The sequence below is a fragment of the Pseudoalteromonas sp. DSM 26666 genome, from assembly GCF_900116475.1.
GTDB classification, from domain to species: Bacteria; Pseudomonadota; Gammaproteobacteria; order Enterobacterales; family Alteromonadaceae; genus Pseudoalteromonas; species Pseudoalteromonas tetraodonis.
In genome coordinates this window covers 751,656-768,028 of the sequence record NZ_FPAR01000001.1, presented here as the reverse complement: position 1 = coordinate 768,028, position 16,373 = coordinate 751,656, and the positions used below count along the sequence as shown (strand labels likewise).

Annotated in this window: 13 protein-coding genes and 1 pseudogene; 4 read left to right on the top strand and 10 right to left on the bottom strand. The window is 39.9% G+C overall.

The genetic code is table 11. From position 1 onward, the window contains the following. Positions 1–10 precede the first annotated feature (10 nt). The 3 genes from BM380_RS03455 to BM380_RS03445 form a co-directional block, all read right to left on the bottom strand. The gene (locus tag BM380_RS03455) at positions 11–904 is read right to left on the bottom strand and encodes a carbon-nitrogen hydrolase (protein ID WP_013464677.1); all 894 of its coding nucleotides are present in this window, start codon (positions 902–904) and stop codon (positions 11–13) included. Next, the gene (locus BM380_RS03450) at positions 901–1,956 is read right to left on the bottom strand and encodes an agmatine deiminase family protein (protein WP_090492934.1); all 1,056 of its coding nucleotides are present in this window, start codon (positions 1,954–1,956) and stop codon (positions 901–903) included. The genes BM380_RS03455 and BM380_RS03450 overlap by 4 nt, the downstream gene beginning before the upstream one ends. A gap of 114 nt (positions 1,957–2,070) precedes the next feature. After that, the gene (locus tag BM380_RS03445) at positions 2,071–2,679 is read right to left on the bottom strand and encodes a PilZ domain-containing protein (RefSeq protein WP_090492931.1); all 609 of its coding nucleotides are present in this window, start codon (positions 2,677–2,679) and stop codon (positions 2,071–2,073) included. A 300-nt stretch (positions 2,680–2,979) separates the two neighbouring features. Here BM380_RS03445 and BM380_RS03440 point away from each other — a divergent pair, with 300 nt between their 5' ends. The 3 genes from BM380_RS03440 to BM380_RS03430 are packed head-to-tail and all read left to right on the top strand — an operon-like array spanning position 2,980 to position 7,652. Further along, positions 2,980–3,537: an RNA polymerase sigma factor gene (locus tag BM380_RS03440; RefSeq protein WP_013464680.1), complete on the top strand. Its 558-nt coding sequence runs from the start codon at positions 2,980–2,982 to the stop codon at positions 3,535–3,537. Next, positions 3,534–4,610, top strand: a complete 1,077-nt coding sequence (locus tag BM380_RS03435) for a FecR family protein (protein ID WP_013464681.1) — start codon at positions 3,534–3,536, stop codon at positions 4,608–4,610. Before BM380_RS03440 ends, BM380_RS03435 begins: the two co-directional genes overlap by 4 nt. A 9-nt stretch (positions 4,611–4,619) precedes the next feature. Then, on the top strand, positions 4,620–7,652 hold the full coding sequence (locus tag BM380_RS03430; protein WP_090492928.1) for a TonB-dependent receptor plug domain-containing protein: 3,033 nt from the start codon (positions 4,620–4,622) through the stop codon (positions 7,650–7,652). Between the two features lie 331 nt (positions 7,653–7,983). On the opposite strand, the gene BM380_RS03425 is transcribed toward BM380_RS03430, so the two are convergent. From BM380_RS03425 to BM380_RS03400, 6 genes are all read right to left on the bottom strand, one after another. Beyond that, a complete protein-coding gene (locus BM380_RS03425) occupies positions 7,984–8,427 on the bottom strand; it encodes a ferritin-like domain-containing protein (protein ID WP_024601388.1) in 444 nt (147 codons plus the stop codon). A gap of 172 nt (positions 8,428–8,599) precedes the next feature. Beyond that, positions 8,600–9,538: a LysR family transcriptional regulator gene (locus tag BM380_RS03420; protein ID WP_028835763.1), complete on the bottom strand. Its 939-nt coding sequence runs from the start codon at positions 9,536–9,538 to the stop codon at positions 8,600–8,602. Between the two features lie 16 nt (positions 9,539–9,554). Continuing rightward, on the bottom strand, positions 9,555–11,273 hold the full coding sequence (gene aceK, locus BM380_RS03415; protein ID WP_013464685.1) for a bifunctional isocitrate dehydrogenase kinase/phosphatase: 1,719 nt from the start codon (positions 11,271–11,273) through the stop codon (positions 9,555–9,557). A gap of 355 nt (positions 11,274–11,628) precedes the next feature. Continuing rightward, positions 11,629–12,111, bottom strand: a complete 483-nt coding sequence (locus BM380_RS03410) for a DUF4124 domain-containing protein (protein WP_013464686.1) — start codon at positions 12,109–12,111, stop codon at positions 11,629–11,631. Positions 12,112–12,256: 145 nt separating this feature from the next. Then, positions 12,257–13,753, bottom strand: a complete 1,497-nt coding sequence (locus BM380_RS03405; RefSeq protein WP_090492925.1) for a DUF3413 domain-containing protein — start codon at positions 13,751–13,753, stop codon at positions 12,257–12,259. Positions 13,754–13,758: 5 nt separating this feature from the next. After that, positions 13,759–13,971 carry a YejL family protein gene (locus tag BM380_RS03400; protein ID WP_008109847.1) on the bottom strand — a complete coding sequence of 71 codons (213 nt, stop codon included), beginning with the start codon at positions 13,969–13,971 and terminating at the stop codon, positions 13,759–13,761. 63 nt (positions 13,972–14,034) lie between these two features. Here BM380_RS03400 and yejK point away from each other — a divergent pair, with 63 nt between their 5' ends. Further along, positions 14,035–15,051: a nucleoid-associated protein YejK gene (gene yejK / locus BM380_RS03395; RefSeq protein WP_090492923.1), complete on the top strand. Its 1,017-nt coding sequence runs from the start codon at positions 14,035–14,037 to the stop codon at positions 15,049–15,051. Between the two features lie 930 nt (positions 15,052–15,981). Here the strand turns inward: yejK and BM380_RS03390 are convergent. Then, a pseudogene (locus BM380_RS03390) lies at positions 15,982–16,373 on the bottom strand (ribonuclease E); the annotation flags it as partial.

Sequence of the window (16,373 nt, the reverse complement as noted above, 5' to 3'; positions counted from 1 at the left end):
ATACTATTATTTAGTCGCGATAGATTTTTGTTAAATCTTGATAATGATCAATTCTGCGGTCGCGTAAATACGGCCAGATACGTCTTACGTTCTCGCTGCGTTTTTGATCAAGTTCAACCATTAATATTTGTTCACTTTGATTATCGGCCTCTGCCAATATTTCGCCTTGGGGACCTGCAATAAACGAGTTACCCCAAAATTGAATGCCGTCACTTTGTCCACTCGGGTCGCGCTCAAGACCAACACGATTACAGCTAATCACCGGAACGCCATTGGCTACCGCATGGGCTCGTTGGCTAATAACCCAAGCATCTTTTTGACGGGTTTGCTCGTCTTTATCATCGCGTGGATCCCAGCCTATGGCCGTTGGATAAATTAAAAGCTCGGCACCTGCCATCGCCATTAAACGCGCCGCTTCAGGAAACCACTGATCCCAACACACCAGTACGCCAAGTTTGCCCACTGAGGTTTGAATAGGCTCAAAGCCTAAGTCGCCTGGAGTAAAGTAAAACTTTTCATAAAAGCCAGGGTCATCCGGTATATGCATTTTACGGTATTTACCGGCAATACTGCCGTCTTTTTCGAGCACCACTGCGGTATTGTGATAAAGGCCTGTAGCGCGCTTTTCAAATAAAGACGCGACAATCACGATACCAAGCTCTTTAGCAAGTTCACCTAACGTATTACTACTCGGCCCAGGTATTGTTTCGGCTAAATCAAAGACGTCGACATCTTCGGTTTGGCAAAAGTATAAACTACGGTGTAACTCTTGTAGCACAACAAGTTGTGCACCTTGACTGGCTGCATCGCGAATGCCAGCAATTGATTTTTCAATATTGTGTTCAGCGTTGTCACTGTTGCTTTGTTGCACTAAGGCAACTGATAAATTTGCAGGGCTTGTCATTGTGCTGCTCCAGCTAAAAATCCACGAGGTAATTGCATTGTAATGCAGTGAAGACTGCCAAATTGCTCAATAATAGGTAAACAATTTACCCCAATAATTGTGTGATCTGGGTATGCTTTTTGAACCTGTGCTAACGCGCGTTGGTCGTTTACATCGTTATAAGTAGGCACTAATACCGCATTGTTAATAATTAAGTAATTTGCATAGGTGGCGGGTAAACGCGTGTTTTCATCATCGTACACGGCTTTTGGCCATGGCAACTCAATTAGCTTATATGGGGTGCGATCGGCAGTTTTAAAGCTTTGTAGTTGCTTTTGCATGGCATTAAGCGCGCTGAAGTGCTCATCGCTTTCATCGTCACATTGCACATACACAAGTGTATTATTTGGTGCAAAACGCACTAAGGTATCAATGTGGCTGTCGGTGTCGTCACCTGCTAAATAGCCATGATCAACCCATAAAAAATCTGTTGCGCCCAAGTGCGCTTTTAAAAGCGCTTCTATGTCACTTGGGTTTAAATTTGGATTACGGTTTTTATTAAGCAAACATTCGCTGGTTGTTAGCAACACACCATGCTCGTTTATTTCAATACCGCCACCTTCAAGTACCATATCGAGCGCTTGATAGTGGTTTTTTTTGCTACTTAACTCTTTTACCAAAGTACGATTAATTTGATTATCTAATGCGCTTTCAAATTTATTGCCCCAACCATTGAAAGTAAAATCATATACTTTTAGTTGCTCGGGTGAGTCAATAGCGCTACAAGTAAGCGGGCCATGATCGCGAGCCCACGTATCATTGGTAGGGGTTACTACAAAATGAACACGATTCAAAGAGATGTTAGCGCTATTTAGCAATGCTGTAATATGCATTTTTAAGGCGCTATTATGCGCCACAATAACAAGCTTTTGCTGCGTTGTTATATGCTTAGCAAGCTCAATATATACAGGTTCTACACGGGCTAAATTATCAGCCCAATCTGTGTCTTTATGCGGCCATGTAAGCATAACAGCGTCTTGCTCGGCCCATTCAGGTAAAAGTCTAAAGTTCATGGATTTTTAATACAAATAAAGATGGGGCTAGTTTAGCAGTTCAATTACTGCTAAGTCACTTCTAAATGAGCGTTTGGCTCACAATTTTAAAGCGATTTGAGAAGTAAATAAACGCTAGCTTTTATCGTTTGTACTCTCTTTGGCTTTTTCAAGTTGCTGGCGCTTTTTAAGCTGGCGAGTTTGCGCATGTAAGCTGGCTCTTACAACCAGCTCTTGGTCGCTGTCTCTTATTGATACAAATAACAGGGTATATTGGTAGTGCTCATTATCTTGTTTTTCAATGGCAACCACTTCGCTATAACAATACACCGCAGAGGCCTCGTGTTGTAAAAAAAGTTTAGTACGAAACTTTTGCCCTAATGTATACAAATGTTCACTGGTAAACTTAATGCCGCCACCGCCGTAACTGTCGCAATAGATTGAGTTATCTTCAGGTTGTTCAGAGGCTAAAATATGACTCATGATCAAATCTATTTTGCGCGACTGAGCTTGTAAAAAAGTAGTTAGTTCTTGGGCAATATCACCTAAATTACGCAAAGGGCCTAAGGCGCTTTGCTCTAAACTGCTTACTTCGTTAGCAAGTTTAAATAAAGGCGGAATATCAGCGTCAAGTTCAGCTAAGCTTTTTGGCACAGCCGAATCATCCACGGCAAACAGATTGACGCGATTACTTTCATCAATTTGAAAATAAAGCTCAAAATCTGATAATTTTTGATTGTTCATATGTAACTCCTATCCGTTAATAGTAGCGTTGCGACTACTAAATTACTACACAACACGCCAATAAAATTAAGCTAAATATCTGTTTGCCCTCATTATAAAAAGCCAAATCAACTAAAATTGCGCTAACTTTCAATATTTACCAAATAGGCATAATGATTAAAAAAGTTTTAAAAGGTAATACGTTTACATTGCACTATGTATGTTAGCAACTAATAAATAACCAATAATTAACAAAACTCCTTGTAATTAGCCCTAAAACTCGTAATCTTACGGTAATAATAATAACAAGGGACTACCCACGTGGCTCGAGGACTTAAATTAGCCAGTACATTCTCAGACATATCCACGCAACTGCGGCGCTTCGTGTCTAAAATTGTGTTGCCTGACGATGTTGATGATATTGTTCAAGAAACCTTTGTTAAAAGTTATGAAGCTGAATTAAAGCAAGATATTCAATACACCCGTAGCTACATGTTAAAAACAGCTAAACACCTAGCACTTAATCATATAGCTAAATGGGATAATAAATTTAGTACCCCTTTAAATCACGAAACTGAACTCCCCAAATTGCTTAAATCAATGCAATTAGAAGACGAATACACCTCTAAAGAGCGTTTTTTATTATTTTGTCGGGCGACTGAGCAATTAAGTCCTGTTGTAAGAAAGTGCTTTATTTTAAAAAAAGTCTATGGAATGAGCCAAAAAGAGATCGCACAGCAAATGCAGCTAAGTCAAAGTACGGTAGAAAAACACATTGCCAAAGGGTTATTAAATACCATGCTATATATGCGCGAGCAGTCACACGATGAGAGCGACCATTGCCAACAAAGTGCGGACATAATGAGGGCAGCAAAATGAATAACATCCATCAATTTACCTCAAAAGAATTAATATTAGAAAAAGCATCGCAATGGATCAGTGCTATTGACCGTGGCCTTACAAAAGAAGAGCAAGAACAATTTAAACTGTGGATGCTACAAAGTACTGCTCATCAAAATGCGGTGTATGAATTAGCTCAGCTTTGGGATGACCTGAGTGTACTTAACGAACTCAGCGTATTATTTCCAAATAAACAATCGGCTAATAGCAAAACAAAGCCTGCGTATGTATTTGGCATGGCAGCAAGTATTGTTGCTGCATTAATGATGTGCAGCTATTTATTGCTAAATATAGATAGCAATTTCAACAAAAATTTAGCCAAGGTAAATTATACAAAAATTTATAAAACAAAAGTTGGCGAGCAAGCAACCTATGTTTTACCAGATGGCACAATTGTACAACTTAATACCAATAGCTCATTGGAAGTCGCTTATAGCCAAGGCCGTAGGCAATTGTTACTAAGTCGTGGCGAGGGGCGTTTTAATGTTGCTAAAGATGCATCACGCCCATTCAGCGTGATGGCCGGTGATAAAAGCTTTACCGCTCTCGGTACTGTATTTAATGTGCAGCGCAATACTTCGTCAGATCTCGAGCTGGTCGTTACTGAGGGTAAAGTGATGATCACCGATCCTAGCGTTGCTGTTAATGCTGATGATTTTAAAGCGTATCAACAAGCTGATAATAACAATCATGAAATTCGTCAAATTAATGCCAATATTGTGATTTCCGGTGAAAAAGCCATTATTGAACAAAGCGTTACCAAACCAATCACACAGTTATCGGTTGATGATGTACAGCGTGACTTAGCTTGGCAAAATGGCATGTTGATATTTAATGGTGAGCAACTGGTTGATGCCTTAAACGAAGTTAGCCGTTATACCGCCACGCGGTTTGAACTATCGTCTGATGAGTTAGCCCGTATAAAAGTGGCCGGTGTTTTTAAAGCGGGTGATGTGGCAGGGCTGTTAGAGAGCTTGCAAAATAATTTTTCGATTGAACATGAACGTTTAGGCGAGCATGTTGTTAGCCTAAAATATCAAAAAAAATCATAGGTAATCGTAATGAAAATCACACCATTGTTAATCAATGTTGCTCATAAGAGTGTAAAAAGTAATTTAAAGATTAAAAAAATGATAAAAAACTATAGAGGATTTTTGTTTGCTAACTGTTTATATAAGTTGCGCAGTAACCATACGTGCCATTTAACTCAATTTGGCCTTGTTGCACCGCTGTTTTTTAGTATCAGTGTGTATGCAAGTCAAACCGAGGGGCAAATGATGCAATTTGATATAAAAGCGCAACGAGCAGACAAAGCCTTAATAGAATTTGCTAAGCAAACAGAACAAACTGTGGTTTTTTCGTATGAACTTGCCAAGCAATACGAAGCAAATTCGTTGTATGGATTTTATTCTCAACTTGATGCACTAAAAGCATTACTGGCTGAGACACAGCTCGATGCGGTTGTTGATCAAAATGGTTTACTGAGTATTAAACTCAAACAAATCAATAGGAAAGATAACAACATGATGAAGCTTTCAGGAGTTAGTGCAGCTGTATTACCTGCTTTACTTGCAGTTAATTCACAAGGAATCAATGCCGCTGAACAAAGCGCAGAACAAAACATCGAAAAAATTGCTATTGTAGGTAGTCGTGTGGCAGGGCGCTCAGTTGAAGACTTACCTGTCCCCGTTGATATTTTAAGTGCAGAAGCACTCGAAAATACCGGCCAAACAGAAGTTGGCCGCATGCTTCAAGCTATTGCACCTTCTTTTAACTTTTCAAGTTCATCTATCAGTGATGGTACTGACGCATTAAGACCAGCAACGCTACGTGGCCTAGGGCCAGATCAAACGTTGGTATTGATCAATGGTAAGCGTCGTCACCAAGCCAGTATTATTCATATTAATACTTCGGTGGGGCGTGGTACGGCGGGTACCGATATGAACGCTATTCCAGCCTCAGCAATTAAACGTATTGAAGTACTGCGTGATGGCGCTGCGGCTCAATATGGTTCTGATGCAATTGCCGGTGTTATAAATATTGTGCTCAAAGATGGCAGCGAAGGTGGTAAAGCCGCTATTAACTACGGTGAGTATTCAGAAGGTGATGGCGAAACTGTTAACATCGACTTTAATAAAGGCTTTGCTTTAGGTGACAATGGTTATTTAAATACAACTATAAACTACCGTGACCGCGCACCAACTAACCGTGCAGGGCTTCATGGTTCATGTCAATTTTATGGTTGTACTGAGCTCAGTGACGGCACGTTACTGGCAGGCGACCCGCGTGAACTAACCGCGCCACGCGATACATTTAGAATTGGCGATGCCGACTCTCAACAATTTGGTTTAACGGTTAACACCGGCTACGAATTAGGAGCGGGTGAACTATACGGTTTTATTACCTACTCAACGCGTGATAACGAATCAGCAGCATTTTTCCGTCATAATGCCAATGCCGGTGGTAACCCAGTATTACAAGATGGTGATGCGACAGTTCCGGCTGGCTTTTTACCAAAAATAAACACTACGATTGACGATATTTCATATAACTTTGGTTATAAAACGCAGTTTGATAACGATTCAAGCTTAGACTTATCGTACACCTATGGTGAAAACAGCATTGATTACACCACTAGCGATACGATTAATGCCTCTTATGCCAACTTCTTACGTTACGACCAAGGTTTAAGCGCCGCAGATATTCGCGCCACTATTCCACGTGAAGGTTACGCGTATGGTATGGAGTTATCACTGCAAACAATTAATCTTGATTTTACTCAAAATTTTGATGATTACTCATTAGCAATGGGCGCAGAAATACGCACCGATGAGTACCGTATTTTAGAGGGCAGCGAATACGCATACCGCGATTACGATACCAACAATGGTGTTAATATTTATGATGGACTGAGCGGTGGTATTGGTAGCGAAAATGCATCAGGTGGCACACAAGGCTTTGGTGGTTCATCGCCAGCATCGTCGGTTGATGAGTCGCGCGATGTGATCTCGTTTTATTTAGACGCTGAAGCTTACGTTATTGAAGATGTGATTATCTCAGGGGCGTTACGTTACGATAATTACAAAGGATTTGGCGATACAGTTAACTTTAAACTCGCGGGTAACTGGTCACTAACCGAAGATATTTCACTTCGTGGTGCATTAAGCTCAGGATTTAGAGCCCCTTCAATGCAGCAGTTGTACTTTAACAATATCAGCACGCAGTTTGTTGTTGGTCCTAATGGCAATTTAGTGGCTGAAGAAGTGGGCACGTTTAGAAACGATTCAACCTTGGCGCAAAGTTTAGGTATTCCTAAGTTAACAGAAGAGAAATCACAAAACCGCAGTTTAGGTATTGTTTATAACGTAAGCGATAATATTAATGTAACGCTTGATTACTACTCAATCGATATTGACGACCGTATTGTAATTAGTAATCGCTTAGGCAAAGGTTTATCAAACAGTCTTGATGCCGCGTTACTTAGCTCGGGTGCTGGTGCAGGACAGTTTTTCTTAAATGGGGCTGACACAGAAACGCAAGGTATCGACTTTGTAGCTACATGGAATACAGAAGGCCTAGGCGGCACGCTTGATTTTACATTAGCGGCCAACTTTACCGAAACCGATGTGGTGTCGTTATTTACACCTGCAGGTTCTGGTCTTGAAACCGTGCCAGTCGATGATGTGTTTTCTGATCAAGAAATTTCTATCATCGAAGAATGGCAACCAGAAGATCGCATTAACTTAAGTGCACTTTATCGCCGTGACGACTGGACTGTTAATTTATCACTTAATCGTTTTGGTGAGTACACAGTTGAAGATGGCGGTCGCCAGACTTACGGTGCTGAAATTTTAACTGACATTAAAGTTAATTACTTTGTAACTGATAATTTATCGGTAAACATTGGCGCAAATAACTTATTTGATGTTTACCCTGATGAAAACACCATAGGTAATTCACGTTCAGGTACTATTGTAGATGCTCAAGGTAATACCATTGTCAGCAGTGATGGGGTATTTAAGTACTCTCGTCGTTCAGCGCCATTTGGTTTTAACGGTGCTTACTACTACGTAGGTGCAGAATACCGCTTTTAATAAGGGTCTGTTGACCTTTTTGGATTAAAATTTGTTCAAACTAGGAGCGGTTTAATCGCGGCGCGAGGTTTGTAACCTAGTGGGCTAAGTAAAAACCGAGCAACAAAGAGTAAATCGCCCCTAGGCAGAACCCTTCGGGCAGCGCCTGTTTGGTATTGATGCAGCGTTATCGCCTATTTATGGGGAATAACCACACCACATAGGCTCTGTCTTGCCTAAATACCAAACAGACTGCTGCAAATTCAACCTTAAAAGGTCAACAGACCCTAATAACTCTCCTATTGTTATTTAACAACCAAAGGGCCGTAAGGCCCTTTTATAGTTTTTAAACTTAATGTTTTTGCATTTTACTCATTTCAGCATGACAGCTTTGCATGGTAAGCAATACCTTTGACAGCGCCGCTTCACAATCATGTGATTGAGGCTTTTTTAACGCTGTTTTAATTTCTTCTAAGGTTTTATCTTCTACTTCTTCAAGCTCTTTAATGTAGGTTTGGTCGTTATCGCTAGTAAATGTACTGAGCAAAGCGGTAAATGCTCTGCGTGCTTCTACCGCGAACGAAGAGCCATCTTCACGTGCACCTTGTTGATTAATTGCATAGGGTTGTAAGCTTTCAACACTTACTTTGCGGGCGTCGATCATGCGCTGAAATAATGCACTTACGCTAGGATCTTGTACTTTATCTTGTGCTTTTTCGTAAAAGTCGATACCGCTATTCATTACTTGGATAATGTCGGTGATATGATTTATCTCTTGTCCTTGATGGGTGCTCATAATAATGACCTCTGTTAATTTAAAATACATAGATAACTAAGCAAGCGGCATTCCAACGCGGTTTTATTTTTTAACTAATTGTTTTTCATGGTTTTATTGTTATGGGGAGGTCTAGGCAAGCTTGCTAACATACTGCTAGCAAGCAAAATTTACATAAAAGCATGTAAGAAGGTTATTTAAGCTCTTCAGCTACTTCGGCTACTTTTTGACGTAACCAAATATGGCTAGCATCTCTGTGTAACAAAGGGCTCCATATCATATCAAGTTCAAATGGTGGAATTGGAAAGGGTGGTTCAAGTATTTTAAGCCCCGGATCGTCTACATAAATATTGGCCGCTTTTGAAGGTAAAGTCGCCACTAGGTTTTTTTCTTTCGCTAAATGAATCGCAACATGGTAGTTACGAGTAAACGTGGCAATATTTCGATGCTTCCCAAAATGTGCGAGCGCTTCGTCAACCCAACCCAGCTTTTGCACATCTTTTGGATCCATGCCAACCCCAACACCAAAGCCTGTTTTACTTACCCAAATATGACGGGCTTTTAAATAGCTATCTAGGCTAAAGTTTTCAATAATAGGGTTGTCGGATCTTACTAAACAGCAAAAGCTATCTTTCCAAATTCGCTTATGATGAAACGATTGCGGTAAGTTCTCAAAGCGGTTAATTGCCATGTCTACTTTACCGTTTTCTACATCATGAAAAGTTACATCGCTGGGCGTTAAAATATCTAATGTGGTGTCTGGGGCTTCTTCATGTAATTTCCCTAACAAACGCGGTGCCATGGTACTGGCTGCATAGTCACTGGCCATAATTCTAAACACGCGTTTACTTTGTTTAGCTTCAAATTCGCGATTAGGTGCTAGCGTTTCTTCAAGCGTCATCAAAATACCGCGAATAACAGGCTGTAACTCAATAGCGCGCTCGGTCGGCACCATACCATCACTGGTACGCACTAAAATAGGATCGTTAAAAAGGTTACGTAGGCGTTTAAGTCCATTACTCATTGCCGGTTGAGTAATACTAAGCTGGTTAGCGGCACGAGTAACGTTACATTCGCGCAGTAACGTATCGAGATAAACCAGTAAATTTAAATCTATTTTACTTATATTCATTGTGTGTCCTTAACGTTTACCAGTAATGGATAAAACGCTGTGCTGTAGGATAGGGATAAATATGACTCACCTTTCCATTTTTTATATTTTGTTGTGCTTGTTTCCAAAAGCTCACATCAAGTAGTTCTGGGTGCGTACTGGTTAAAAATTGTTTATATGTTGGGTTAGGCATTACAAAGGTACATAATTGCTCTGGAAATACATCTTGCGGAGCAACCGAGTAACTTTGTTCATCCATCAAATAATCATCATAACTTTTTGCTTTGGGTAGTGCTCTAAAGTTCATGTCTGTTAAATATTGCACTTCATCGTAATCATAAAAAATAATACGTTTGTGCTTACTTACACCAAAGTTCTTTAACAGCATATCGCCAGGGAAAATATTCACGGCAATCATTTCTTTAAGCGCCTGGCCATACTCTTCAATGGCATCGGCGGCACTTTTTTCGTCTGCATTTTCTAAAAACAAATTAAGCGGTGTCATTCGCCGTTCAATGTATAAATGTTTTATGATTAACCAGTCACCTTCAATCACCATCGATGAGCCAATGGTTTTGTGCAACTGTGCTAACAAGTTACTATCAAATCGTGCCAAAGGAAATACGACGTTTGAATACTCTATGGTGTCAGCCATTCGGCCAACACGGTCATGACTTTTAACCAGTTGATAGCGTTTTAATACCGTATCGCGACCAAACGGCTTACTTTCACCAAATTTATCTTTAATAACTTTAAATACATAACCAAACGAGGGTAGGGTAAATACCATCATCACCATACCCGGTGTACCGGGAGCAATGGTAAATTCATCATTAGAATGGGTTAAATGATTCAAAAACTCGCGATAAAACTCGGTTTTACCTTGTTTATGAAAGCCTATGGCGTTGTAAAGCTCGGCGAGGGTTTTATTAGGCATAAGTTGATTTAAAAACCGTACTAACGCTGAAGGAGCATGAGTTTCTACCATAAAATAGGCACGCGCAAAGCCAAAAATAACGCGCATTTGTGACGACTTTGTAAGTAAGGCATCTAAATAAAGGCCTTTATCTTCATGGTGTAACACCGCAATAATAAAAGGCTGAACGCCACTTTGCGATACAACGCGCCCCACAATGTAAGCGGCTTTATTACGATAAAACGGGGTATGTAATATATCAAAACGCATTTGCCAATGTTGGTGGTGTGTATCGGGTGCTTGTTTATAAAAGGCTTTAACTAATAAACGAATATCGCGTTCTAGATTGACAAAATCGGCCTTAAAATCAAAGTGATTAATAATGCGCTTAATGGTGGGCTTTAAACCATCTACAACAGGAAAATAACTACGGTATTCAGCTTCAACGGGCACAGAAGGCGCATCTTTGAGCGTGGCTTCTACAAAAATAAAGTCATTGTGAAAATAGCGGCGGTGGTACAGGCGGCAGAATACTGAATTATAAAATGTTTCAGCAAGTTCTGCTTGCGGATGAAAACATAAAAAGTGTTGGTAAAGCTTTTTCACTTCAAGCCATAAGCTCTCGTTTAGCGCGTCTGTTTGCTGGCGTTCTCGCAGTGTTTTTGTTGTTTCGTTTACCCGATCATCGTAATAGCTTATACGCAGGCGACTTATATCATTAATAGCTTGCCAGTCTCTTTTAGCAAAAGCGTAGGGAGCCTTGGCTGTTGTTCTTTGAAACAGCAAATAATGCTTTTTAAAACCGGTTAAAATTAATTCAGCAATTTGGCGTGGTTGCATCAGTACTCCTTAATAGACGCCTTTAGGTGTTTAGGATAATGCCGGTGGTTATACCAATTTTATTAAAAACATGATCATTCTAGCGTATTAAATAATCCGCTAGCTGCGTTAAAAATTATTTATATAGAACAACTATGTATCATAATTTTCGCCTTGTTATCGACTTATTTCTTTGTCGCTATAATAGATCACTAATTTAATGCAATTGGTATTAGTATTAAATCCGAAAAAGGTGGTCAAAGGAAATTACACCACTAAACACACAATAGAGTTTATGCTCTATAGATGTTAAGGGTATGTTATTTTATATTTAAAACCAAGCTAATTAAGATGATATTTATTGAAGTTAGTCTGATTAAGGTTGATAGGCATCAATCTTTTTTTGTAACTTTTTAATACGCTTTTCAATCAATGCTTTATCTTTTTTATATTGCTTATCTAATTTTTTCTGTGTGTTTCTAATATCTTTGCTAATACGCTTTTTATCATCTGCGCTCAATATATGATTTAAACGCTGCTGTTGTTTAAAATCAGCCCTGTCTTTTTCTCGTAAAAGTATTGCTAACTTATGCTGATTACTGCGCAGCTCTGCTTCTAGGTTGGAAATAATCGTATCTCGTTCCAGCTCGTTTAACTGTTTGGTATAGTTTATTTCTTTACCGGTTTGCTTAGGCTCAGTGGCGGTTATTGTGTGTGAGGTAGCATTATCACTACAGGGAAACTGAGAGAAAGTGGTGCCTTTGGGAGTGACGCACTTGAAATAGGTGGTTTGAGCTAATGCAAGAGAGCTAAAACATAAAATACAGACAGTAATGATCAGATTAATAACGCTGAACATAATGATTATCCTTTGTATATTCTGATCGAGTTAATAATTTTTAATGATAAAAACTATAACCTAGCTTGGGGGGATAGCAAGTGCAAAGGAGTAATAACAGAAACTAAGCGAGTCAGTTTTAATGACTCGCTCGTATTATGAGGTGCTATTGAGAAAATGTTTTAAGCTTTTTAATACCATGCACTAAAAATGGAATATCAAGCCCTTGTTCAATTGAAAACCCTTCAGCGGCAGAGATATTTCTAAAATTTCCATCACGATCAATAAGCGTGATTCTATCTTTTTTGTAAGCAATCACCACGCCTTGCGAGTAATTAACCCCAATATTATTACTTTTACTGTACAAGTTTTCGCCCAGCATAGTTTGTTGCGCAAGCGCATTACAGTTTAAGTATTGGCCAAGGCTCGTAGCGATAATATCGCTAGGCTGAATTAAACCGTTCACCTTAGAAATAAATTTATCGGAACTATACAATGTTGACGTGGTTACAATTTCATTGCTATTTTGCGAGATACTAAAAGCAAAAAATTCAGTAGCGTCATCACGTACAGTGGCGTTTTCAGCCCCTTTAACAATTTTTATTGCACTGTCTTTGTGTGCTTGCTCGTTAATAAAGCTCAGCTCATCAATACCGGCCACTTCCACACTACGGCGTTGGCTTTGCCAAACGGGTAAAGTTTGCTGCTCAATAATGTTCGTTTTGTAAAATGCTGGCAAGCCATACACAAGCCCAAATAACATATCACTATGATCGGTGGGTTGTAAAAATTGCGTGTTTTTATAAATACTTTGTTGGCTGGCAACAAATTTTGCTAGCTGCTCGTCATTATCAAACACCAATATATCAACTTTTGCTGCGCTGTAATCTTCACATTTTTCTAATGGAACAGGTGCTTGATAATTAATACCTTGGTTATTAATTTTAACGTTGTGCGCTTGCTCGTAGCTTTCAACATCCAGCAAATCGTTTTTAGCGAGTAAGCTTTTTGCCGTAGTCGGGTACGAAAGTGGTAGTACATTATCTTGTTTAGTGATATCAAATTTTAAATTTGCATCAGCCCAAATATGAATGCTGTGGCTTAGCGCAAAACAAATCACTAAAAATGAACCGGCATAACGGGCAAATTTAAACTGTTTTAAACGCCCTAAATGATGCCAAGTAAAATTACTAACAGTCAATTGAAACGCTAATATGGCTAACACTATGCTGCCTGCAAGCAAGGTGGTAAGTGCGGGTGAGTTTGTTACACGATGCCACAACAGTGAAATAATTTCAGGCAGTGCAGAGGCATTTAAGTGATAACCTAAGTTAAAGTAAACGTAAGCGTCTAAAGTCAGTATTGAGGCCCCGACAGTTGCAATCACTGCTGCCATACCACGTATATGCCGTGGGTAGGGGAATACTAAACTCAAAGGGAAAACCGTCAGCACAAACGCTAAAAATGCAATAAAGCTAGTGTGGCTTAGCCAAGTAACCATCATATAGGTTATACCCATATAAGTGGTCGGTGGCGAATCGGCAAATAAATAGCTTAAGCTAATTAAAAGCGCTAAGCCAATATTGGCAAATGTAAACCAATGACCCCAACTTAATAATTGACTCGCTTTCGATGAAAACTGGTTGTGCTGCGATAAATTCATAGAGTTTACTTAACCGACTGCGCGAGTGCTTTTGCAAAGTTCTCGGTAACGGCTTGTCTTTTCCCTGTTGGTACATGCTCTTTTAAGATATGCGTGATAGAATTTCCTAAACACATAAGACTTAAATCAACCGGCGCATTATGTTTTGATAAAACATCAATAAGCTGATCGACGATTTGTTCTACTTCTTCATTAGAGTATTTTGATAAGATTGGCATCAGTTGGTTCAATAAAAAGAGTTATATTCCCGTATTTTAACACCAGAGGCGTGAAAAACAAAGATGGCAATAGATGTTAAAAAATTAGTCGTACACTATGTAGACAAAAAAGATGACGACACTCAAATTCACCTTCGTAACGACGAAATGACAATCAATGATAAAGTCGCTGTATTCATTGAGCAATTACACCATGCCTACAATGGCAAGCCAGGCAAAGGGTTTTGTGCTTTTAGTGGCGAAAAAAACAGTATTGTTGCCTCTACCATGCAAAGCTATCGCAATAATGAACTTGGCTTTTGGCATATGACCGAGCAAGCATCAACGGTATTAAAAGAAGAGTTAGATAAATACGCCTTTAACGAAACGGGCTATTTAGTATTTTGTCACTATCAGTACGTGGCGACTGATTATATGTTGATTGCCATGATCAATATTAAAGAGCATTACTCAATGACCTCTGAGCTTGATTTAGCCGCATCGCGTCATTTAGATATTTCGCGTATGCAATTGGCTGCTCGTATTGACTTAACCGCATGGGATACCCAGGCAGAAGACAATCGTTATATTTCATTTATTAAAGGTCGTGCAGGGCGTAAAGTCGCTGACTTTTTCTTAGACTTTTTAGGTTGTGAAGAGGGCATTGATCCTAAGCAGCAAAGTCAAGTGATGCTCAATGCGGTAGAAGACTACTTATCAGAGCAAGAGTTTGATAAATCTGAAAAAGACGAGTTACGTAAGCAAGTATTCGATTACTGTAACGACTGTGTTACCACGGGTGAAGAAGCTAATGTGAGTGAACTTTCAGCAACGCTTACCAAAGGCGACGACAACCCGTTTGAAAGTTTTTGTAAAGAGCAAAGCTATGACTTAGAAGAGTCATTCCCGGTTGATAAAAAAACGGTAACCAGCATGGTTAAATTTTCAGGCTTAGGCGGTGGAGTCAGTATCAGTTTTGAGCGTAAGCATTTAGGCGAGCGTGTAACTTATAATGAAGCCACTGATACGTTAGTGATCAAGGGCATTCCACCAAACTTAAAAGATCAGCTACAGCGATTTATGGAACAACAGCAAGATTAAACTCACAGCGGGCTGCGAGCTACGGGTTTCGGGATCAGGCTCGTAATCCGCACCTCTTAGCCCGCTAACTTTTTTGACTCTAATCTTTGGTTTTTTAACCACAGAGAACACCGAGGCGCTGCGCGCTGCACCGAGAATACAAAACAAAACCAATACCCTGTACTTTTTAATTTCATAACATTTGTATTTAATCATTTCCTCTTTTTTCTTCTATCATCTGTGGTAAATAAATCACTAAAATCTTATTGTCATGCTTACGGCAATTTGCGGGCTACGGGTTTCGGGATCAGGCTCGTAACCCTAACCCCGCAGCCCGTTAACTTTACCTCTATCTTCATTTTTGAACCACGGAGTACACCGAGGCGCTACGCGCTGCACCGAGAATACAAAACAAAACCAATACCCTGTACTTTTTAATTTCATAACATTTGTATTTAATCATTTCCTCTGTTTTCTCCTATCCTCTGTGGTAAATAAATCACTAAAATCTTATTGTCATGCTTACGGCAATTTGCGGGCTACGGGTTTCGGGATCAGGCTCGTAACCCTAACCCCGCAGCCCGTTAACTTTCGATTGTAACTTTACCCTCTAAAAGCGCAGCGTCTCTTAGCCCTCTTTGTGAATAATTTTCTTAAAGATCTAATTGCACTGAGAGAAGAGAATGAGGAGTAAATGAGAAGATAAAACAGGTATTAGCAGATAACTGGTAGACATAGAGCTTGATCTCGTGTGAAGCGAAGCTTCGAATGTTTTAACCTTTAACCTTTAACCTTTAACCTTTAACCTTTAACCTTTAACCTTTAACCTTTACTCCTTACCCGATCCTCGCAGCCCGAACCCCGTTGCCAGTTACATAAATGCCAGACAATAAAAAACCGCGTTAAAATCAATTAACGCGGCTTTTTTATGCTTTGAGCTAAACTCAGTGCTTATTCAGCACTCAGCGTTTTAGTCATTGCTGAGCTTGCACGACCGGCAGGTTTTACCGAGCCAGGGCGAAGGCCGCTGTCAGGGATTAACTCACGTTTGTCATGTGCCATTGCAACCGATGTATGCTTGGTTTCGCTATCGGCTACAGGCGCAGGCTGTGCCATTGGCGCACTTGCATGTCCTGCTGTAATCACTGTTTTAGCGTTTACATTAGCTGAACTCGCTTGCGAAACTGCCTTAGGTTTATTTTCAACCACAGGTGCTTCTTTCGCTTCTACAGGTGTTTCAGTAGCGCTAACCGGTGCTGTTTCAGCTTCAACAGCAACTTCTTCAGCTGGTACTGGTTCTTCAGCTTTTACTGGTTCTTCAGTTTTCACTGGTTCTTCAGCTT

Excerpts from the sequence above, each read along its gene's own strand:
- BM380_RS03455 (WP_013464677.1), bottom strand. The coding sequence starts at position 904 with ATGACAAGCCCTGCAAATTTATCAGTTGCCTTAGTGCAACAAAGCAAC.
- BM380_RS03450 (WP_090492934.1), bottom strand. The coding sequence starts at position 1,956 with ATGAACTTTAGACTTTTACCTGAATGGGCCGAGCAAGACGCTGTTATG.
- BM380_RS03445 (WP_090492931.1), bottom strand. The coding sequence starts at position 2,679 with ATGAACAATCAAAAATTATCAGATTTTGAGCTTTATTTTCAAATTGAT.
- BM380_RS03435 (WP_013464681.1), top strand. The coding sequence starts at position 3,534 with ATGAATAACATCCATCAATTTACCTCAAAAGAATTAATATTAGAAAAA.
- BM380_RS03430 (WP_090492928.1), top strand. The coding sequence starts at position 4,620 with ATGAAAATCACACCATTGTTAATCAATGTTGCTCATAAGAGTGTAAAA.
- BM380_RS03425 (WP_024601388.1), bottom strand. The coding sequence starts at position 8,427 with ATGAGCACCCATCAAGGACAAGAGATAAATCATATCACCGACATTATC.
- BM380_RS03420 (WP_028835763.1), bottom strand. The coding sequence starts at position 9,538 with ATGAATATAAGTAAAATAGATTTAAATTTACTGGTTTATCTCGATACG.
- aceK (WP_013464685.1), bottom strand. The coding sequence starts at position 11,273 with ATGCAACCACGCCAAATTGCTGAATTAATTTTAACCGGTTTTAAAAAG.
- BM380_RS03410 (WP_013464686.1), bottom strand. The coding sequence starts at position 12,111 with ATGTTCAGCGTTATTAATCTGATCATTACTGTCTGTATTTTATGTTTT.
- BM380_RS03405 (WP_090492925.1), bottom strand. The coding sequence starts at position 13,753 with ATGAATTTATCGCAGCACAACCAGTTTTCATCGAAAGCGAGTCAATTA.
- BM380_RS03400 (WP_008109847.1), bottom strand. The coding sequence starts at position 13,971 with ATGCCAATCTTATCAAAATACTCTAATGAAGAAGTAGAACAAATCGTC.
- yejK (WP_090492923.1), top strand. The coding sequence starts at position 14,035 with ATGGCAATAGATGTTAAAAAATTAGTCGTACACTATGTAGACAAAAAA.